Raw genomic sequence first — 16,967 nt, 5'->3', positions numbered from 1 at the left:
TCAGTGCTCCACGACAGGTGAGGTTTCAACGGTGACTGCGTGGTACAGGCGCAAGGCCTCACGCACCTGACCGGCTTCTTCCAGGCGCAATACCTGGCGGGCGATGACCTGGCAGTCGGCCAGGTCCCGTTCACGCACGGCAGCCTTGATAGCGGGTATCAACGGTACGCTGACCGAGAGTTCATCCACCCCCAGACCGATCAACACCGGTACCGCCAACGCCTCGGACGCCAATGCACCGCAGACGCCCACCCATTTGCCGTGGGCATGGGCGGCCTTGACGGTGGTGTCGATCAGCCGCAGCACTGCCGGGTGGAAGCTGTCGGCCTGGCTCGCCAGGCGCGGGTGGTCGCGGTCCATGGCCAGGGTGTATTGGGTCAGGTCATTGGTGCCAATCGAGAAAAAATCGACATGGGGTGCGAAGACATCCGCCATCAACGCGGCGGACGGCACTTCAATCATGATGCCCAGCTTCGGCAACTCGGTGAGCCCGAGCGCCAGCGCCTCCTCTTCAAGCATCGCGCGCGCCAAGTGCAACTCCGACAGCAGGCTGACCATCGGCAACATGATATGCAGTCGCGCAAAACCGGCACTGGCAAGAATGGCGCGGAACTGTTCGCGCAGCAGTTGCGGGCGCTCCAGGCACAGGCGAATACCGCGCAGGCCGAGGAATGGGTTGGTCTCGGCGTCCATCGGCACGTAAGCCAAGGGTTTGTCGCCACCGACATCCAGGGTGCGCACCACCAGGTTGCGCTCACCGCCCAGGGCGCGGGCGATTGCCGTGTAGGTCGCCGCTTGCTCTTCGGGGCTCGGCGCGCGGTTGCGGTCCAGGTAGAGAAACTCCGAACGCAACAGGCCGACGCCTGCGCCGCCGAGGCTCAACGACTGCTGCACTTCCTGCAACGAGGCAACGTTGGCGGTGACTTCAATGTGATGACCGTCGCGGGAGGTTGCCGGCAAGAGCGCTTGCGCCACGTCGCGCTGGTGACGCAGCGCCTGTTGCTGGCGCGCCGCTTCCCGTTGCTCGATATCGGCCAGGTCCGGGTCCAGGTGCAACTCGCCTTTGTCGGCGTCCAGCAGCACTTGCTTGCCATTGGCCACCTCGAGCACTTGGGCCGAAACACCGCAAATAGCCGGCAGCCCGAGGGCGCGGGCCAGAATCGCGACGTGGCTGGTCGCGCCGCCGCCGACAGTGACAAACCCCAGCACCTTGCGTGTATCCAGGCCGGCGGTCTGCGAAGGCGTCAGTTGCTCGGCGATCAGGATCGCGCGCTCCGGCAAGTCCCAGGCGCTGTCCGTAATGCCCAGGATCAGTTTCAGCACGCGCTGGCCGACGTCCGCCAGGTCGGCCGCACGTTCGGCAAGCAACGCATTGCCCGAACCCTGGAACAGCCTGGCCGTGGCGACCGTGGCACGGTTCCAGGCGAATGCGGCACTCTTGCCTTCCGCCAGCAGACCATGGGCCTGGTCCAGCAACGTCGGGTCTTCGAGCAATTGCTGGTGGGCACGGAAAATGTCCGCCTGGGCGCCGCCGGCAGCCTCGTGTTGCAGGGCTTGCAGCGCTTCGGTTGCGGTGCGCAGGCCCCGCGCCAACGCGGCATGTTCGAGGGTCTCACCGGCCCCCGCTTCAGTGATATCCAGCTCGGGTTCGGTCACTTGAACAACCTGGCCAAACGCCGAACCCGGTGACGCACACACGCCGCGCAGCAACGTCGTCGACAACACCGTTGCGACCGGCTCGGCCGTGCGCGCCACCGCCTCGCCACAGCCCTCAGCCAACAAGGCAACCAGCGCGTTGATCGCCGCCTCGGCGTCTTCCCCTACCGCACTTACTTGCAAGGAATCACCCTGCACGGTTTGCAACGCCATGATCGCCACCAGCGACTTGGCGTTGGCGCTCTGGGTTTGCTTGTGCAGGTAAATACTCGCCATGAAACCCTTCGCCGCCTGGGCGAACACCCCCGCCGGGCGTGCGTGCAATCCGTTGGCGTTGGGCAGGGTCACCGGCCTGGAGAACAGCGCATCGCCCTCCTCTTCGTCCAGCGCGTCAATGGACGGTGCTGGGAATAACTGCATCAGTGGCTGACCGGTTTCTACAAGGTCGGTTGCCAGTACGGTAAACGGCTCGCCACTGACCACCAGCATCAGTGTCAGCAAGCTGCGCGCGTTAAGCGCCACGTAGTCGGCATCGAATTCGACCAGCGCTTGCCCGGCTTCCACCCGCTGGCCTTCCTGCACCCGCCGCGTGAAGCCCTGGCCCGCCAGGTTCACGGTGTCCAGGCCGATGTGCAACAGCACCTGGACGCCGTTGTCGGCGGTGATGCTGAGCGCATGCCCACTGTCCTGGATATTGCTGATCACCCCGGCCAGCGGCGCGCATAGGGTCTGCGAGGTGGGGTCGATGCACAGGCCATCGCCGATCAGGCGGCTGGAGAACACCGGGTCGGGCACCTTATCCAGCGCCAGCAGCACACCGGATAGAGGCGCCAACAGTTCCAGGGGTTGAGTTGCGGTCATGGCGTCACCTGTTGTTTTGTTCTGTAAAAATCACTGGTCGGGGGACAAAGGCTTGATCCAGAGCGCTGCACCTGTGGGAGCTGGCTTGCCTGCGATAGCATCACCTCGGTACCACTGAAATACCGAGTCGCCTGCATCGCGGGCAAGCCCGGCTCCCACATAAGCGCGTCCAGATAAGGGCTTGTTTATTTCCACCAGTACTCGACTTGCACACCCACGTTCGACCCATGCCGCGCGGTGCCATAGGAGCCGGTGTCGGACAACGCCGACCCCGCCGCCAACTCATTCGCCGCGCGCTTGGCCGCTTCGTTCCAGGTCGCATAGGTGTAGTACAAGCGCACTTCCGGCCGCGCCCAGAATTCCGGGCCTTTGGGCGACCAGGTCGGGGCGAATGTGAATTTGCTCAACTTGCGCGTGCCGCCGGTGGCGTCGACCTGGTCATGCCCAAGCTCGGCGACCAGTTTGAACTGCTCGCTGATGGCATACGCCGGGCGCACACCGAGGGACATCCAGGTCTGGTCCCGGCTGCCCGGACGAATGTCTTTCTGGTACACCGCCTCGACCTGCCCACCAAACCGCGGGGTCACCTGCCAGTCGAAGAACTCCACGGCGCGGTAACTTTTGCTGCTGCGCTCCAGGAAGGTATTGCCGGTGTAACCCAGGCCGGTGCCGGGGCCTTCGCCGTACTGCAAGGCGAACTTGTTCTTGCCGCCGAGGAAGGGCTTTTGCTCATGCTGCGCGGTGAGTGCCCAGCCGCTGTTGGTGTCGCGTCCGCCGGCTTTTTCGATGTAGCTCAAGCCCAGTTCCAACTCACCGCCGGGGTTGGTCTTGAAGCCCGCGACGTTGAAATCGTGACGGGTGGCGTATTCCTTCTGGTACAGGTTGTCCTTGCGGGAAATGGCATAGCTGTATTTGAGGCCGCCGATCAGAACATCCTCAATACCGCCGCCGGTGGCGCTCTGGTTCCAGTAGTAGAAGTCGGAGATGTGGATGTCGTTTCGTTTGTAGTAACGCCGCCCGGCCCACAGCGAGCCGCCATTGAGGCTGGGCAGGTTGGACCACTGCGCATACATCTGCGGCATGCGCGCGGTACCGTTGTTTTCGCCCTGAAACTTCAACTGGCGGTCGTACTTGTTATAGAGCGACGCCATGGCGTCGACGCTGAGCACCGAGCCGTCGTCGAAGGTCAGCAGGTCCTGGCGCAGTTCCAGCTCGCCGTACTGCTCACATTCGTTGCCCAAACGGTATTTGGTTTGCGCCCCCGGCAGTTGGAAACACTGCTGCGGGCCGCTGCCGGTTGAAGTCCCCACACCGCTGCGCAAATACCCCGAAAATTCCAAGGCCTGAGCACCCAATGGCAGGCTCAGGCAAGACGCAACGAGGCCCAGCTTTATTGTTGTTTTCATAAAGCACTCCGATTTTTATTATGTTTTTCAAAGCGCCCCGTGCTCCCACACGGGGTTACAGCGGGTCTCAATCCTTGAGGTGCAGCACAAAGGATTCGTAAGGGCGCAGCGTCACCGGGCCCGTACGCACCGGGCAGTCGGGGTAGTTGCTGATCAACAGGCGTTGCTCGCTTGCCGGGTTGATGACGCTGTGCGGCAGATGGATTTCACAGGGCGTGCCGTAGAAATTATTGAGCACCAGCAGGCGCTCGCCGTGACCTTCGCGCAGGTACGCCCAGACCTGCAGATGGTCCTGCAGCAGCGGCCGATAAACCCCTTCCTGGATCAGCGGTTCATGGCGGCGCAAGGCAATCAACGCGCGGTAGTGATGCAGCACTGAATCCGGGTCATCCCGTTGCTGTTCGACGTTGATGCTCGCGGCATTGGCCGCAATGCCGATCCAGGGTTCACCTGTGCTGAACCCAGCGTTCACCCCCGCATTCCACTGCATCGGCGTTCGCCCGTTGTCCCGCGACTTCTGCATGATCGCCGCCATGCTCGCCGCCTCGGATTCGCCCGCATCGCGCTTGAGGCGAAAGATGTTCAGGGTCTCCACATCGCGGTATTGCTCGATCCTGTCAAAGCCCGGATTGGTCATGCCCAGCTCTTCGCCCTGGTACACAAACGGCGTGCCCTGGAGGAAGTGCAACGCGGTGGCGAGCATCTTGGCCGAAACCACGCGATGCTCGCCGTCATTGCCGAAGCGCGAGACCACCCGCGGTTGGTCGTGGTTACACCAGAACAGCGCGTTCCAGCCGCCACCGGCCTGCATGCCCATTTGCCAGTCAGAGAAGATCCGCTTGAGTTGCAGAAAGTCGAAGTCGGCCTTCACCCACTTCTGCAGATTCGGGTAGTCGACTTTCAGGTGATGAAAGTTGAAGGTCATCGACAGCTCTTTCGACGCCGGATTGGAGTAGCGGATGCAATGCTCAAGGCGCGTGGACGACATCTCGCCGACGTTGATCAGGTCGTGGCCATCGAAGACTTCGCGGTGCATCTCCTGCAGGTACGCATGCACGTTGGGGCCATCGGTGTAGAAGCGGCGGCCGTCGCTGTTGTCTTCGGGGAAATCGGCGGGCTTGGAGATCAGGTTGATCACGTCCAGGCGGAAGCCGCCCACGCCCTTGTCGCGCCAGAAGCGCATCAGCTTGAACACCTCGGCGCGCACCTTGGGGTTGTCCCAATTGAGGTCGGCCTGGGTGTGGTCAAACAGGTGCAGGAAGTACTGGCCGGTTTGCGCCTCGTACTCCCAGGCCGAGCCGCCGAACTTGGACTCCCAGTTGTTCGGCTGGTCGCGCCAGATGTAGAAGTCGCGGTACGGGTTGTCGAGGCTGCTGCGCGCTTGCTGGAACCACTCGTGCTCGATGGACGTGTGGTTGACCACGATGTCCAGCATCAGCCTGATGCCACGCTTGGCCGCTTCGCTGATCAGCAGGTCGCAGTCGGCCATGGTTCCGTAGCTCGGGTCGATGGCGTAGTAGTCGCTGATGTCATAGCCGTTGTCGCGCTGGGGCGAGCGCAGGAACGGGGTGATCCACAGGCAATCCACGCCCAGCCATTGCAGGTAGTCGAGCTTGTCCACGATGCCCAACAGGTCACCGGTGGCGTTACCCGCGTGGCTGTGGAAGCTTTTGGGGTAGATCTGGTAGATCACCGAGTGTTGCCAGTTTTGCATGGGGGGTCCTTCAACTTGGAATGCGGTCAAATGTGGGAGCGGGCTTGCTCGCGAAGGCGTCAGATCAGGCGACCCTGTACCCAGGCCGAACAATCTTCATGCTCAACCCACAGGTCAGAACAAACGGCACCACCATCGCGATGACCATGCCGATCACAAACACCGCGATGGATTGCGGCACGATCGAAATAAACCCAGGCAAGCCCCCCACGCCGATGGCCGATGCCTGCACCTTGTTCAGCGACAGGAAAACGCTGCCCAACGCCGAGCCCAGCAGGGCCGCATAAAAGGGGAATTTGAAGCGCAGGTTCACCCCGAACATCGCCGGCTCCGTAATGCCGAAATACGCCGAGATCGCCGAGGTCGAGGCCATGCTTTTGTCCCGCGCATTGCGGCTGGTATAGAACACCGCAAGCGCGGCGCTGCCCTGGGCCAGGTTGGACATGACGATCATCGGCCAGATAAAGGTGCCGCCCTGGGTCGAAATAAGCTGCAGGTCCACGGCGAGGAACATGTGATGCATGCCGGTGATCACCAACGGCGCATAGAGCAGGCCGAACAGCGCCCCGCCGACCATCGGCGCCAGATCAAACAGCGTGACCATGCCTTCGGTGATCAGGATGCCGAGGTGACGGGTCACCGGGCCGATGATCGCCAGGGCCAGTACACCGGTGACGACGATGGTGGTGATCGGCACGACAAGCAGTTGGATCGCGTTGGGCACCCTGGCCCGCAGCCATTTCTCGATCACGCTCATCACATAGGCCGCCATCAGGATCGGCAGGATCTGCCCCTGATAGCCGACCTTTTCGATCTGGAACCAGCCGAAAATATCGAAGTACGGCAGGCTCTGGCCATCGAGGCCGGCCACGGCCTTGCCGTAGTTCCAGGCATTGAGCAGATCGGGGTGCACCAGCATCAGGCCCAGCACGATGCCGAGGATTTCACTGCCGCCAAAACGCTTGGCCGCCGACCACCCCACCAGCGCCGGCAGGAACACGAACGAGGTGTTGGCCATCAGGTTGATCAGGCTCCACAGGCCGTCCAGGTTCGGGTAGGCCTCCAGCAGCGTCTGCCCCTCGATGAACATGCCCTTGGCGCCCATCAGGTTGTTCACGCCCATCAACAGGCCGGCAATGATCAACGCGGGCAGGATCGGCATGAACACATCGGAAAACACCCGCACCAGCCGCTGCATGGCGTTGGTCTTATCGGCGCCTTTCTTCTTCACGTCTGCGATGGTGGCGGCGGCTAGGCCGGTCTGCTCGCGCAGGGCGGCGTAGACCTTTTCCACTTCGCCGGGGCCGATCACCACCTGGAACAGGCCGCCGGTAAAGAACGAACCCTTGACCAGGTCGACCTGGTTCAACGCGCTGCCATTGACCCGGCTCGGGTCCTTGAGCGCCAGGCGCAGGCGGGTCACGCAATGGGCAGCTTGCTCAAGGTTGTCGCGGCCCCCGAGGTGCTCGAGGACCTCGCGGGCGATAGTCGAATAGTCGTGGCTCATGCTTGGTTTCCACTTTGATTTTTTTATTGGGGGGCAGTCATTGGCAGCACGCCGAGAGCAAAAGTACTCGTACAGACGAGTTAAAGCAACAACTCGTCTGTACGAGTTACACATTGTTTAATTTTGCAGGCCGTCGAACCGCTGCAAGCCGCATGAATCAAAGGGTCTAATGGACAAACCTGCACGGTGCCACTAAGGTTCCTGCCTTGACCGCGCAGTACACCTTCATCACGCCGGGCACAGAGCCAACGCCATGAGCAAATACAACCAGATCTATACGGATCTGCTTGCCAGCATCACCACCGAACGCCTGCAGCGCGGCACGCGCCTTCCCTCCGAAACCGAACTGATGGACAGCTACCAGGCCAGCCGCGGTACCGTGCGCCGGGCCATCGAGCAGTTGCAGGAGCGCGGCTTTGCGCAAAAGATCCACGGCAAGGGCACCTTCGTGTTGTCACCCAACCCGATCGAGTTCCAACTGGGCGGCATCGTCAGCTTCCACGAAACCCACGCCGACCTGGGCGACGACGTACACACCGAAGTGGTCGAATTCACCCAATTGCCGCTCGAAGGCGCACTGCTGCAACACATCGAAGCCGAACCCGGCGCACTGATCACGCGCATCAAGCGCGTGCGGCGTATCGGCGGCAAACGCGTGATCCTCGACATCAACCACTTCGTCGCCGACGTGATTCCCGGCCTGGACCGCGTGATTGCCGAACAATCGATCTACGCGTTTATCGAACAGACCCTGCAACTGCAGATCAGCTACGCCCAGCGCACCATCGAAGCCCTGCCCCGCAGCAAGGACGACCAGGCACATCTGGACCTCGACGGGCAAAGCCATGTGATTGTGGTGAGTAACCAGACGTTTTTGCAGGATGGGCGGCAGTTCGAGTACACCGAGTCGCGGCATACGTTGGATAAGTTTTACTTTTCGGATGTTGCGCGGCGGTGAGATTTGCGCGCCAGGGGCAAACGGCCAGGGATCCACCCGCCCTTTAATCGATGGTGTAGCCCCGTCGCTGATCAAACTCCTGATATTTGCGTGAGATCACAGGATCGTCTGAGCGTCCCTCTACGGTATCCGTCGTTACTAAGCCGTTCAGGCCGCGGACGGAATGAATGGCGGCTTCCCATGCGCCCGGCTCAAGCGCTGGCTCAATAAACTCGTTTAAGTACGCATCCAGAATGTCTTTGCCAGGCGTCTCGATTTCTTGACTCAAGGCAGACAGGTAGGCCGTCTTGTCCGTCCGGCTCCAATTGATCGAGAACCCTGCGCGATGACAGAGGACTGAGTGAACCACCAGCATCGTTCTGCCATTCCCATCAAGGAATGGATGCCCGTAAGCGAAAAAACCCATCACCAGTCCTGGTGACGCTTTGAGAACGGCCTTGTTCTGCCCCAAGCGAAGCCCTTCCTCAACGGCTCTTTTGGCTTCGTACGGGAGACAGAAACAAGTGCCCGCTTTAGAGATCGCCAAGTCAGGAGAAGTCGTCATCCTGTCGCTGCCCGCCCACGAATAAAGATCGCCAAACAGCAGCGCATGGACCTGTAGAAAATCGCGGTATGTGATCGTGCGTTTCTTGATCAAGTAGGCCATCGCGTCAGCAAGGTTCGCCGTGAACAGATCATGTTCAAGCTGCTTGACGATGTTGAGGTCTTTTTCACCCACAACGTTTCTGAGATAGCCCTTCGTGTCAAAGTCCTTGAATGGATCAAACACGCTGCTTTTCCCTCAGGTAGTTGGTCAGCAGGTGAACTGCTTCCAGGCCCGTGACTTTTTTCTCTTTTTTCAGCGCAATAACCAGGTTTTCAATGACGTCGGTACGAACATCGTCCCCTGCCAGCCGAGAAACATTTTCCGCCCACTCATCCGCGTAAGTTCTGACGTAAGTGACTTGGCATGAGTCCGCCAGTTCCATTACGTAACGCCGTAGTCCCGACTTCGGAATGATCAAGGCACCCGTTTTCGGATGACGCCTTACCGAGCTTTTCGCTTTTCTGGAAGATGGGAGTTCATTGACGTAAACCACTGATCGCCCACCGAGCGACAACTTGCGTCGAATTCGACGGCTACCTTTTACGCAGATCCTCGCATCCTTTGACGCGAGCAGACGCCCGGTTCCGGATTTGGCGACCTGCACCGACGCACTCACGCCCAGCCGCTGAAACACCTCAACGGCGAGTGTTTCAAGGTCGGCTACAGGGGTAACAACGCCTGTGTAAGGGTGACGACTGGCTTTCGCATAAATGCCAATGCCCATGCGCACTATCACGCCTTTGCGCATCAACTCATCCAACGCCACAGAAACCTGTGAATGCCCTCCAAGCGCCGCGACATCCATGCGCAGGATCACGTTTCCCAGAATGCCACCAATGGCACGCTGCATACGCTCTTCCAGCTTCATGTAAAGGCCTCCAGGATTGCGACCACTCACAGCGAGCAATGCATCAGCTTGTTGACTCGATCAAGAGCGATAAGGTCGCTTTGCTTCATTTCGATTATGGGCAAGGTGAGGAAATTCTCCAACTCTTCCTGGCTTCAAGTGGAGTTTGTACGGGTCTGAGCTTGAAAGAAAGGGGCGCGAAGCAATCCGTGGCGAGGCCGTTTGCGTGCCCAGGGTCGCAAAGCGGCCCTTATTTTCCTGGCGAAGCAGATTGTATGTCCTCGTCAAGAAGGGTATTCGCTATGTCGTCACGTCTATCAACTCATACACCGAGCAACCGTACTGCGATCTACCAGAATGCTTCGCGGGCTGGATGGCCCGCGCCGATGTGGCGTCGGGTGAAGTATTCGAGCCGCGCTCCGTATTCGACCGTATTGATATCGCATCCGACACAGCGATCTGCCTGCCATTCGTGATGGACTTGCAGGAACGACGCATGATTTGGGCCGACCTGGGGCTCACTTCATCGGCGCGGTGGAACAACGTCCAGAACAACCTGAGTGGGGTATCCTTGATGCTGCAAGCCTTGGTACACACACCCAGGGCTGATCTGGAGACCCTGTTCGATTTACATGCTCGCGCACGGGGAGAACGCGCGACTTCACCGCAGCAGGCACAGGCGGTGTTTGCGCCTGATCAAGGGATGACACCGTTCGATACGGATTTGATTCGATCACAGTTTCTCTGATGCCAACTCTTGCTGTTCATTGAAAATGGCAGCTCTTGCTTCGGGGGATTTCCAAATCATGAATAGATACCTTCGCTGCCGTAGGTCCTTGGCCGGCTTCCATAAAACCTGGATGGTGATGGTCAGCGCGCTTCTCATCGCCTGCCAATCGCCGCGCGAGGCGCTGCAACAACTGGCTGACGAACACGGCCGACAATTGGAGGTCCTGCCGGGGCATGCCTTCCCCCTCTTGATCCTTGCGCCGCGCACGGCAGAAAAAATGACGCGCCTGCGTGTCTATCTGGAAGGCGATGGTCATGCCTGGGCGACGGCCACTCAACCCAGCCTGGATCCGAGCCCGCACAATCTGTTGGTGCCACGGCTGGCGGTCGATGATCCGACGCCGAATGCCTACCTGGCGCGCCCCTGCCAGTTCGTCATGACCGCAGCCTGTCAACCCTCCCTCTGGACCCATCGACGATTTTCCCAGGAAGTGGTCACCCGCCTCAGCCAGGCGCTGGACCAATTGAAACAGCGATATGGCAATAAAGAGTTCGAACTGGTGGGGTATTCAGGTGGCGCCGCTCTCGCCTTATTGTTAGCGGCGCAGCGCAATGATGTTACCCAGGTGCAAACCCTTGCTGGCAATCTCAGCCCAGGTTTGTGGGCGACGATGAAAAGACTGTCACCCCTCGACGGTTCACTGGATCCGCTGGACTATCGTGACCGACTCATCTTGATACCCCAGCGTCATCTGATCGGGGAAGAGGACCTGATTATTCCAGCTGGTTTAGCTGCCAGCTACCAACAGGCGCTGGGCTCGCCCCTCTCCCAAAGCGTCCATGTACCCGGAGCAGGCCATGACATTGGGTGGGAAGCGGCGTGGAGCAGATGGGTTAAAACGCCGCTGACGCATGAGCGATCTGAAATCAACGGCGCGCCGGTCCGTTCAAAAACACCCGGATGGCCTCCCCCCTAGAAAAAATAGGTATCCACTTTGAGGGCTTGCGAACATCTGTAGTGAGCGGGCTTGTCCCGCGCTGGGCGGCGAAGCGGCCCCAAACCAAGCGACCTGGATTTATCTGATACTCGGCGGAGTCTCTAATGGGGGCGGCTTTGAACTGGTCAAGTAATCTTGGACACTGATTACGGTTCACGCCGCCAACCTTTCCTTCATGACCGGCGACCGGTAGTCGTTGTAGCTGTGAGGCCTGCTGATGTTGTAGCGAGAGACATAGCGCTGCACGTCTGCTCGGGCCTCATGTTCCAGTTTGTAGCCCGTTTCAGGCACCCACTCTGATTTCAAACTGCCAAAGAAACGCTCCATCGGGGCGTTATCCCAGCACTCGCCTTTACGGCTCATGCTTTGCCTAAAACCCTGTTTGAGCAGCTCGTTTCGAAACTTATGACTGGTGTACTGACAACCTTGGTCAGAATGAAACAACACATTCTGGGGATGGCCGCGTAGCTCAACCGCCATGCGTAGCGCTTCGCAGGTCAGGTTGGCATCAGAAATCATCGAGAACGACCAGCCTACGATCCTGCGAGCGTACAAATCCAGAACGGCGGCGAAGTACATCCACCGCTTGCCGACCTTGATGTAAGTCACGTCGCCACACCACACCTGATTAACCGCCGTCACATCAAATTTCCGCTTGAGCACGTGTGGCGCCACCAAGGCCTCCGCGCCCGGCGACTTGTACTTATGGCGCCTGCGCTGACGACTAGCGATGCCAGCTTCGCGCATCAAACTGCGAGCCATATAACGTCCGATACGATGCCCTTTGGCTTGTAGCTCCTTGGACAATGTACGTGCGCCGGCCGACTCTCTGGACGCCTTGTGGTGCCTGACCAGCGCGGCCTTGAGCTTGTCCCGTTCAGGATTTGCTCTGCCCTGGCGCTGGCGCCAAGCGTAGAAACTACTGCGGTTGACCCCGAACGCCCGGCAACACCTTTTAACGCCGTACTGCTCGTCCAGCTCATCGATCAACGTGAATGATCTTTGGCGTCCAAAAGCAGGAGAGCACTGGCCTTTTTTAGGATTTCGATATCCAGGTCTTTCTCTCTGAGCAGAGCTTTGAGCCTCTGGATTTCTCGTTGATCAGCGGTAATCGCCTTGGCCCCTACGGGAGTCGAGCCCAAGCGTTCTTTTTGCACTTGATCGACCCAGCGACGCAGCGCTGTGGGGCCGATATCCAGGCTGGCACAGACTTCGGTAACTGGCTGACCTTCATCCAACACCATGCTGGCGGCCTTGAGCTTGAACTCACTCGAATAAGATTTACGCATATCCAAACACCTCAAATTTGGGCGCTATCATAGCGCCCGAATGAAGTGTCCAAAATCATTAGGCCAGTTCACTTCGCCACCCAGCGCGGGACAAGCCCGCTCACTACAAAGTTGTGTAGAAACCTATCCCCTTAGTGCTTCACCAAGCGAGACCGCAGCGCCACCCCTAAGTTCCGATTATTGCTGGGTAAACCAATAAGGACAAAAAATAGCTGGAGCGTCGCATTTTTTGGCTAATTTTCCATCACTGGTCATTTTTAGGATGAATTGCCCTACACGCATCGTGTAAATTTGCACGCGCTTGAATCAGCATTCACTGACAAGCTGGCAGGGAAGCCAAAAAAGACGCTGACGCGTAGGTAGTTCCCTGTCAGTTTTTTGCCCTGTAAGGATACTGCCTTGAACATTTCCCACCTGCGTCGCTCGTTGTTGGCCCTGTCCGTCGCGACTGCCAGTGCCGCAGTCCATGCCGCACCCGCACCTGACCTCAACTACGACCTGAGCACCGGGGCATACAGCAGCTCCGGTGATGTTTTCAATAACGCCACCTTCACCGGGACGTCGCAAAACGCAGATGTAAGGCTGATGAACGTGACCCTGGCAGGCAACCTGGTCAACCAGGGCAAAATCAACGTGACGGCTGCGCATCCCACCGCCTTCCCGAGCGGTATCTCCTTGGTCCTCAATTCCAACATCGCTGGCGACTTGGTAAATAATGGGGACATTACGGTTAGCGGCAACGCCGTCGTCGGGCTGGACGTGTATCTGGCGACCATCGCGGGTGAAGTGAACAACAACGGCAACATCACTGTGACTGGCGAAAAAGCCGAAGGCATGCTGTTCACCTCAACCCAGGCGCGCGTCAATAACTCGGGCACTATCACCGCGCGTGGCATCGACTCTATGGGTATCGATATCGAGAAAGCCCGCTTTACCGGTCAAATCACAGGCGCTCCCGCCAAGAGCGATATCAACAACAGCGGGACTATCTCCGCCGAAGGCATCGGTATCCGCTTTCGCAGTCTCGACACCGCCGGCGGTTCCAACAGCCTCTCCATCACGCAGACAGGCGGCCTGATCGAAGGCGGCACGGCAGCCATTTCGGTGGACGACGACAATACCTCCTCTTCGTATTTCTACTGGGAAGGTGGTCAGGTCAAGGGTGACCTGCTGGGCCTGAGTGGCGTGCTGGTGCGAGGGGACACGATGTTCGATGGTTCGACCATCCGCGCCGGTTTCGTCGATATCGACGGCGGCCGCCTGACGCTGCTTCACCCGCAGACGACGATTGTGGGCGACCTCGACCTGGACAGCGACACGGCGCGCCTGCGCCTGCTGCTGGACAACAACACACTGCCCAACGCGCCGATCCTGAAAGTCACCGGCAATACCTACTTCTCTGCAGGCAGCCAAATCGAACTGCAGGCTCGCTCCGACGACTTCCGCACGTCGGCCCAGGGCACTCGTTACACCCTCATCAACTCCGGCACGTGGGAAGACCCGCAGAACCTGTCCGTGGTTTCTTCCTCGGCGCTGCTTGAGGTGAAGAACTTCGGCATTGAAGGCCAGGACGTGAAAGCACTGGTTGCCACCCGCAGTGATGAGGTGATCACGCAAGACCTGCTGGGCGCACGTGGTTCACGCAACGCGGTAAACGCCATCAAGCCGTTCAAAAACACGGTCCTGGGCCAGATGGACGAAAGCGACCCGGTATTCCAGCGTTTCGCCAACGCCGCCACCCGCGAAGAGCTGGCCAAACTTGCCGAAACCCTGACCCCGGATGTCAGCCGTGGGGCGATCCACGCCGCCATCAACAGCCAGAACCTGGTCGCAAGCGCCATCAACCGCCGCGCCAGCAAAGCGCGTAGCGGTCTGTCCTCCGGTGACGTCCTGGCAGAACAAGGCGTATGGCTGCAAGCGCTGTCCAGCGATGCCAACCAGGACGGCCGCCACGGTATCGACGGCTACGACGCCAACACCAATGGCATCGCAGTGGGTGCCGACGGCAAGCTCAACACCGATACCACCGTGGGCCTGGCTTACAGCTACCTGACCAGCGACGTCAAATCCGACCTGGGCAGCAAAACCGACGTCAGCGGCCATGCACTGACCCTGTACGGCAACTGGGCCCGCGACAACTTCTTCGTCGACACTTCGCTGATGTATGGCTGGAACGACAACGAGTCCAAACGCTACATCGCCGGCACCCGTGCCAAGGGCGACTACGACAGTGAGATCTTCGGCGTCAACGCACTGGCAGGCTACACCTTCCAGCTCGACAAGCAGTGGCTGCTGGAACCACAGGTCGGTGCGCGCTATGCAAACGTCTCGATGGATTCGTACCGTGAAAAAGGCAGCTCAGCCGCCCTCAATGTCGGCAGCCAGCGCTATGAAATCGGCGAAATGGGCCTGGGCGCGCGTCTGGCGGCGGCTTTTGACGTAGGTGTGGGCAGTCTGGAACCGGAAGCCAAGCTGATGGCCTGGCACGACTTCATCGGCGACAAGGCCGGCACCACCTCCACCTTCGTGCTCGGCGGCACCCCGTTCACCACCACCGGCGCGACACCCGCGCGCGACAGCTACGAGCTGGGCCTGGGCGCGAACTACCGTGTGGGCGCGTGGACCGTGGGAGGCACGTACAACTACCTGACCAGCAGTGGTTTCGACGCCGACACCTTCAGTGCAAACGTGCGTTACGACTTCTGATACGTCTTCGCCAAAAACAACAAAACCCGCCAAGGCGGGTTTTGTTGTTTTAGGCGGATGGTAAAGCGATCTCTTACCTATAAAACAGGTTGTTGAAGATCGACCTTACTCCCACTCAATCGTCGCTGGCGGCTTGCTCGACACGTCATACGTCACGCGCGAGATACCTTCGATCTCATTGATGATCCGCCCGCTGACCGTCTCCAGCAGCTCATACGGCAGATGCGCCCAGCGCGCGGTCATGAAGTCGATGGTCTCCACCGCACGCAACGCCACAACCCACGCGTAACGACGGCCATCACCCACAACGCCCACCGATTTCACCGGCTGGAACACCACGAATGCCTGGCTGACTTTGTGGTACCAATCGGCCTTGCGCAGTTCTTCGATGAAGATGTGGTCGGCGCGACGCAACAGGTCGGCGTATTCCTTTTTCACTTCACCGAGGATGCGCACGCCCAGGCCCGGGCCCGGGAAGGGGTGGCGGTAGACCATGTCGTACGGCAGGCCCAGTTCCAGGCCCAGGCGGCGGACTTCGTCCTTGAACAGTTCGCGCAGCGGTTCGACCAGCTTGAGGTTCATTTCCTCGGGCAGGCCGCCCACGTTGTGGTGGGACTTGATCACGTGGGCCTTGCCGCTCTTGGCGCCGGCCGATTCGATCACGTCGGGGTAGATGGTGCCCTGGGCGAGGTACTTGATGTTGTCCAGGTGTTTGGCCTGGGCATCGAATACGTCGATGAAGGTACGGCCGATGATCTTGCGCTTCTTCTCCGGGTCGGACTCGCCGGCCAGGTTGTCGAGGAACTGCTCCTCGGCGTTGGCGCGGATCACCTTGACGCCCATGTTCTCGGCGAACATGGCCATCACTTGTTCGCCTTCGTGCAGGCGCAGCAGGCCGTTGTCGACGAAGACGCAGGTCAGCTGGTCGCCGATGGCTTTGTGCAGCAGCGCGGCGACCACGGAGGAGTCGACGCCGCCGGACAGGCCGAGCAGCACGTTGTCGGTACCGACCTGGGCGCGGACGTTGGCGATGGCGTCTTCAGCGATTTTCGACGGGGTCCACAGCGCTTCACATTCGCAGATGTCGAGGATGAAGCGCGACAGGATGCGCCCGCCTTGCTTGGTGTGGGTCACTTCCGGGTGGAACTGCACGCCGTAGTAACGGCGCTCGTCGCTGAACATGCCGGCGATCGGGCAGCTTGGGGTGCTGGCCAGGATGTGGAAGTCCTGCGGCATTTTGGTGACTTTGTCACCGTGGCTCATCCACACGTCGAGGCCGAACAGGCCGTCGGCGTCAATGTGGTCTTCGATGCCGTCCAGCAGGCGGCTCTTGCCGACCACGTCGACACGGGCGTAACCGAATTCACGCAGTTCGGAACCTTCAACCTTGCCGCCCAGTTGCTCGGCCATGGTCTGCATGCCGTAGCAGATACCGAAGACCGGCACGCCCAGGTCAAATACCGCCTGCGGGCAGCGCGGGCTGTCGGCTTCGTGCACGGACTCGGGGCCACCGGCGAGGATGACGCCCTTGGGCGCGAATTCGCGAATCGCTTCGTCATCCATGTCGAACGGGTGCAGTTCGCAGTACACGCCGATTTCACGCACGCGGCGGGCGATCAGTTGGGTGTACTGGGAACCGAAGTCGAGGATCAGGATGCGGTGGGCGTGAATGTCGAGGGCCATGAAGTCAGTCTCGTCTAATGAATCAGA

The 16,967-nt window shown here is 59.8% G+C and carries 13 protein-coding genes; 4 read left to right on the top strand and 9 right to left on the bottom strand.

Features of this window, described 5'->3' with window-relative positions:
- The 4 genes from ptsP to treP all read right to left on the bottom strand — a co-directional run bounded on the left by ptsP (position 1) and on the right by treP (position 7,144).
- The gene (ptsP, locus tag ACLH0H_RS14420; RefSeq protein ID WP_411378547.1) at positions 1-2,517 is read right to left on the bottom strand and encodes a phosphoenolpyruvate--protein phosphotransferase; all 2,517 of its coding nucleotides are present in this window, start codon (positions 2,515-2,517) and stop codon (positions 1-3) included.
- Positions 2,518-2,702: 185 nt separating this feature from the next.
- Positions 2,703-3,923, bottom strand: coding sequence for a maltoporin (locus ACLH0H_RS14415; protein ID WP_411378546.1), 1,221 nt, complete (start codon positions 3,921-3,923; stop codon positions 2,703-2,705).
- A gap of 67 nt (positions 3,924-3,990) precedes the next feature.
- Positions 3,991-5,637: an alpha,alpha-phosphotrehalase gene (treC, locus tag ACLH0H_RS14410; protein WP_411378545.1), complete on the bottom strand. Its 1,647-nt coding sequence runs from the start codon at positions 5,635-5,637 to the stop codon at positions 3,991-3,993.
- Positions 5,638-5,701: 64 nt separating this feature from the next.
- Positions 5,702-7,144 (bottom strand): PTS system trehalose-specific EIIBC component, encoded by a 1,443-nt coding sequence (treP, locus tag ACLH0H_RS14405; RefSeq protein ID WP_411378544.1) that lies wholly within the window; start codon positions 7,142-7,144, stop codon positions 5,702-5,704.
- 253 nt (positions 7,145-7,397) lie between these two features.
- On the opposite strand from treP, the gene treR reads away from it, so the two are divergent.
- A complete protein-coding gene (gene treR, locus ACLH0H_RS14400; RefSeq protein ID WP_076949858.1) occupies positions 7,398-8,102 on the top strand; it encodes a trehalose operon repressor in 705 nt (234 codons plus the stop codon).
- Positions 8,103-8,145: 43 nt separating this feature from the next.
- Here treR and ACLH0H_RS14395 read toward each other — a convergent pair whose 3' ends face one another.
- Positions 8,146-8,871 (bottom strand): Fic/DOC family protein, encoded by a 726-nt coding sequence (locus ACLH0H_RS14395; protein WP_411378543.1) that lies wholly within the window; start codon positions 8,869-8,871, stop codon positions 8,146-8,148.
- Positions 8,864-9,556 (bottom strand): hypothetical protein, encoded by a 693-nt coding sequence (locus ACLH0H_RS14390; protein ID WP_411378542.1) that lies wholly within the window; start codon positions 9,554-9,556, stop codon positions 8,864-8,866. Before ACLH0H_RS14390 ends, ACLH0H_RS14395 begins: the two co-directional genes overlap by 8 nt.
- A gap of 250 nt (positions 9,557-9,806) precedes the next feature.
- Between ACLH0H_RS14390 and ACLH0H_RS14385 the strand changes: the two genes are divergently transcribed.
- Both ACLH0H_RS14385 and ACLH0H_RS14380 read left to right on the top strand, forming a co-directional pair.
- A complete protein-coding gene (locus tag ACLH0H_RS14385; protein ID WP_411378541.1) occupies positions 9,807-10,283 on the top strand; it encodes a hypothetical protein in 477 nt (158 codons plus the stop codon).
- Positions 10,284-10,341: 58 nt separating this feature from the next.
- Entirely contained in the window at positions 10,342-11,241 is a 900-nt protein-coding gene (locus tag ACLH0H_RS14380) for an alpha/beta hydrolase (protein ID WP_411378540.1), read from the top strand.
- A 174-nt stretch (positions 11,242-11,415) separates the two neighbouring features.
- On the opposite strand, the gene ACLH0H_RS14375 is transcribed toward ACLH0H_RS14380, so the two are convergent.
- On the bottom strand, positions 11,416-12,252 hold the full coding sequence (locus ACLH0H_RS14375; protein WP_411378539.1) for an IS3 family transposase: 837 nt from the start codon (positions 12,250-12,252) through the stop codon (positions 11,416-11,418).
- Positions 12,249-12,551 carry a transposase gene (locus ACLH0H_RS14370; RefSeq protein WP_014717988.1) on the bottom strand — a complete coding sequence of 101 codons (303 nt, stop codon included), beginning with the start codon at positions 12,549-12,551 and terminating at the stop codon, positions 12,249-12,251. The genes ACLH0H_RS14375 and ACLH0H_RS14370 overlap by 4 nt, the downstream gene beginning before the upstream one ends.
- 399 nt (positions 12,552-12,950) lie before the next feature.
- Here ACLH0H_RS14370 and ACLH0H_RS14365 point away from each other — a divergent pair, with 399 nt between their 5' ends.
- Positions 12,951-15,257 (top strand): autotransporter domain-containing protein, encoded by a 2,307-nt coding sequence (locus tag ACLH0H_RS14365; RefSeq protein WP_411378538.1) that lies wholly within the window; start codon positions 12,951-12,953, stop codon positions 15,255-15,257.
- A 105-nt stretch (positions 15,258-15,362) separates the two neighbouring features.
- Here the strand turns inward: ACLH0H_RS14365 and guaA are convergent, their stop codons facing one another.
- Positions 15,363-16,940, bottom strand: coding sequence for a glutamine-hydrolyzing GMP synthase (guaA, locus tag ACLH0H_RS14360; protein WP_076949860.1), 1,578 nt, complete (start codon positions 16,938-16,940; stop codon positions 15,363-15,365).
- Between the last annotated feature and the right edge of the window lie 27 nt (positions 16,941-16,967).

It is taken from the genome of Pseudomonas sp. MPB26 (assembly GCF_046605355.1).
Lineage (GTDB): Bacteria > Pseudomonadota > Gammaproteobacteria > Pseudomonadales > Pseudomonadaceae > Aquipseudomonas > Aquipseudomonas cedrina.
This window is presented reverse-complemented; position numbering and strand designations above follow the sequence as displayed.

Bases quoted from the DNA above. Each gene is read 5' to 3' on its own strand.
- ptsP (WP_411378547.1), bottom strand. From the start codon at position 2,517: ATGACCGCAACTCAACCCCTGGAACTGTTGGCGCCTCTATCCGGTGTG.
- ACLH0H_RS14415 (WP_411378546.1), bottom strand. From the start codon at position 3,923: ATGAAAACAACAATAAAGCTGGGCCTCGTTGCGTCTTGCCTGAGCCTG.
- treC (WP_411378545.1), bottom strand. From the start codon at position 5,637: ATGCAAAACTGGCAACACTCGGTGATCTACCAGATCTACCCCAAAAGC.
- treP (WP_411378544.1), bottom strand. From the start codon at position 7,144: ATGAGCCACGACTATTCGACTATCGCCCGCGAGGTCCTCGAGCACCTC.
- treR (WP_076949858.1), top strand. From the start codon at position 7,398: ATGAGCAAATACAACCAGATCTATACGGATCTGCTTGCCAGCATCACC.
- ACLH0H_RS14390 (WP_411378542.1), bottom strand. From the start codon at position 9,556: ATGAAGCTGGAAGAGCGTATGCAGCGTGCCATTGGTGGCATTCTGGGA.
- ACLH0H_RS14380 (WP_411378540.1), top strand. From the start codon at position 10,342: ATGAATAGATACCTTCGCTGCCGTAGGTCCTTGGCCGGCTTCCATAAA.
- ACLH0H_RS14370 (WP_014717988.1), bottom strand. From the start codon at position 12,551: ATGCGTAAATCTTATTCGAGTGAGTTCAAGCTCAAGGCCGCCAGCATG.
- guaA (WP_076949860.1), bottom strand. From the start codon at position 16,940: ATGGCCCTCGACATTCACGCCCACCGCATCCTGATCCTCGACTTCGGT.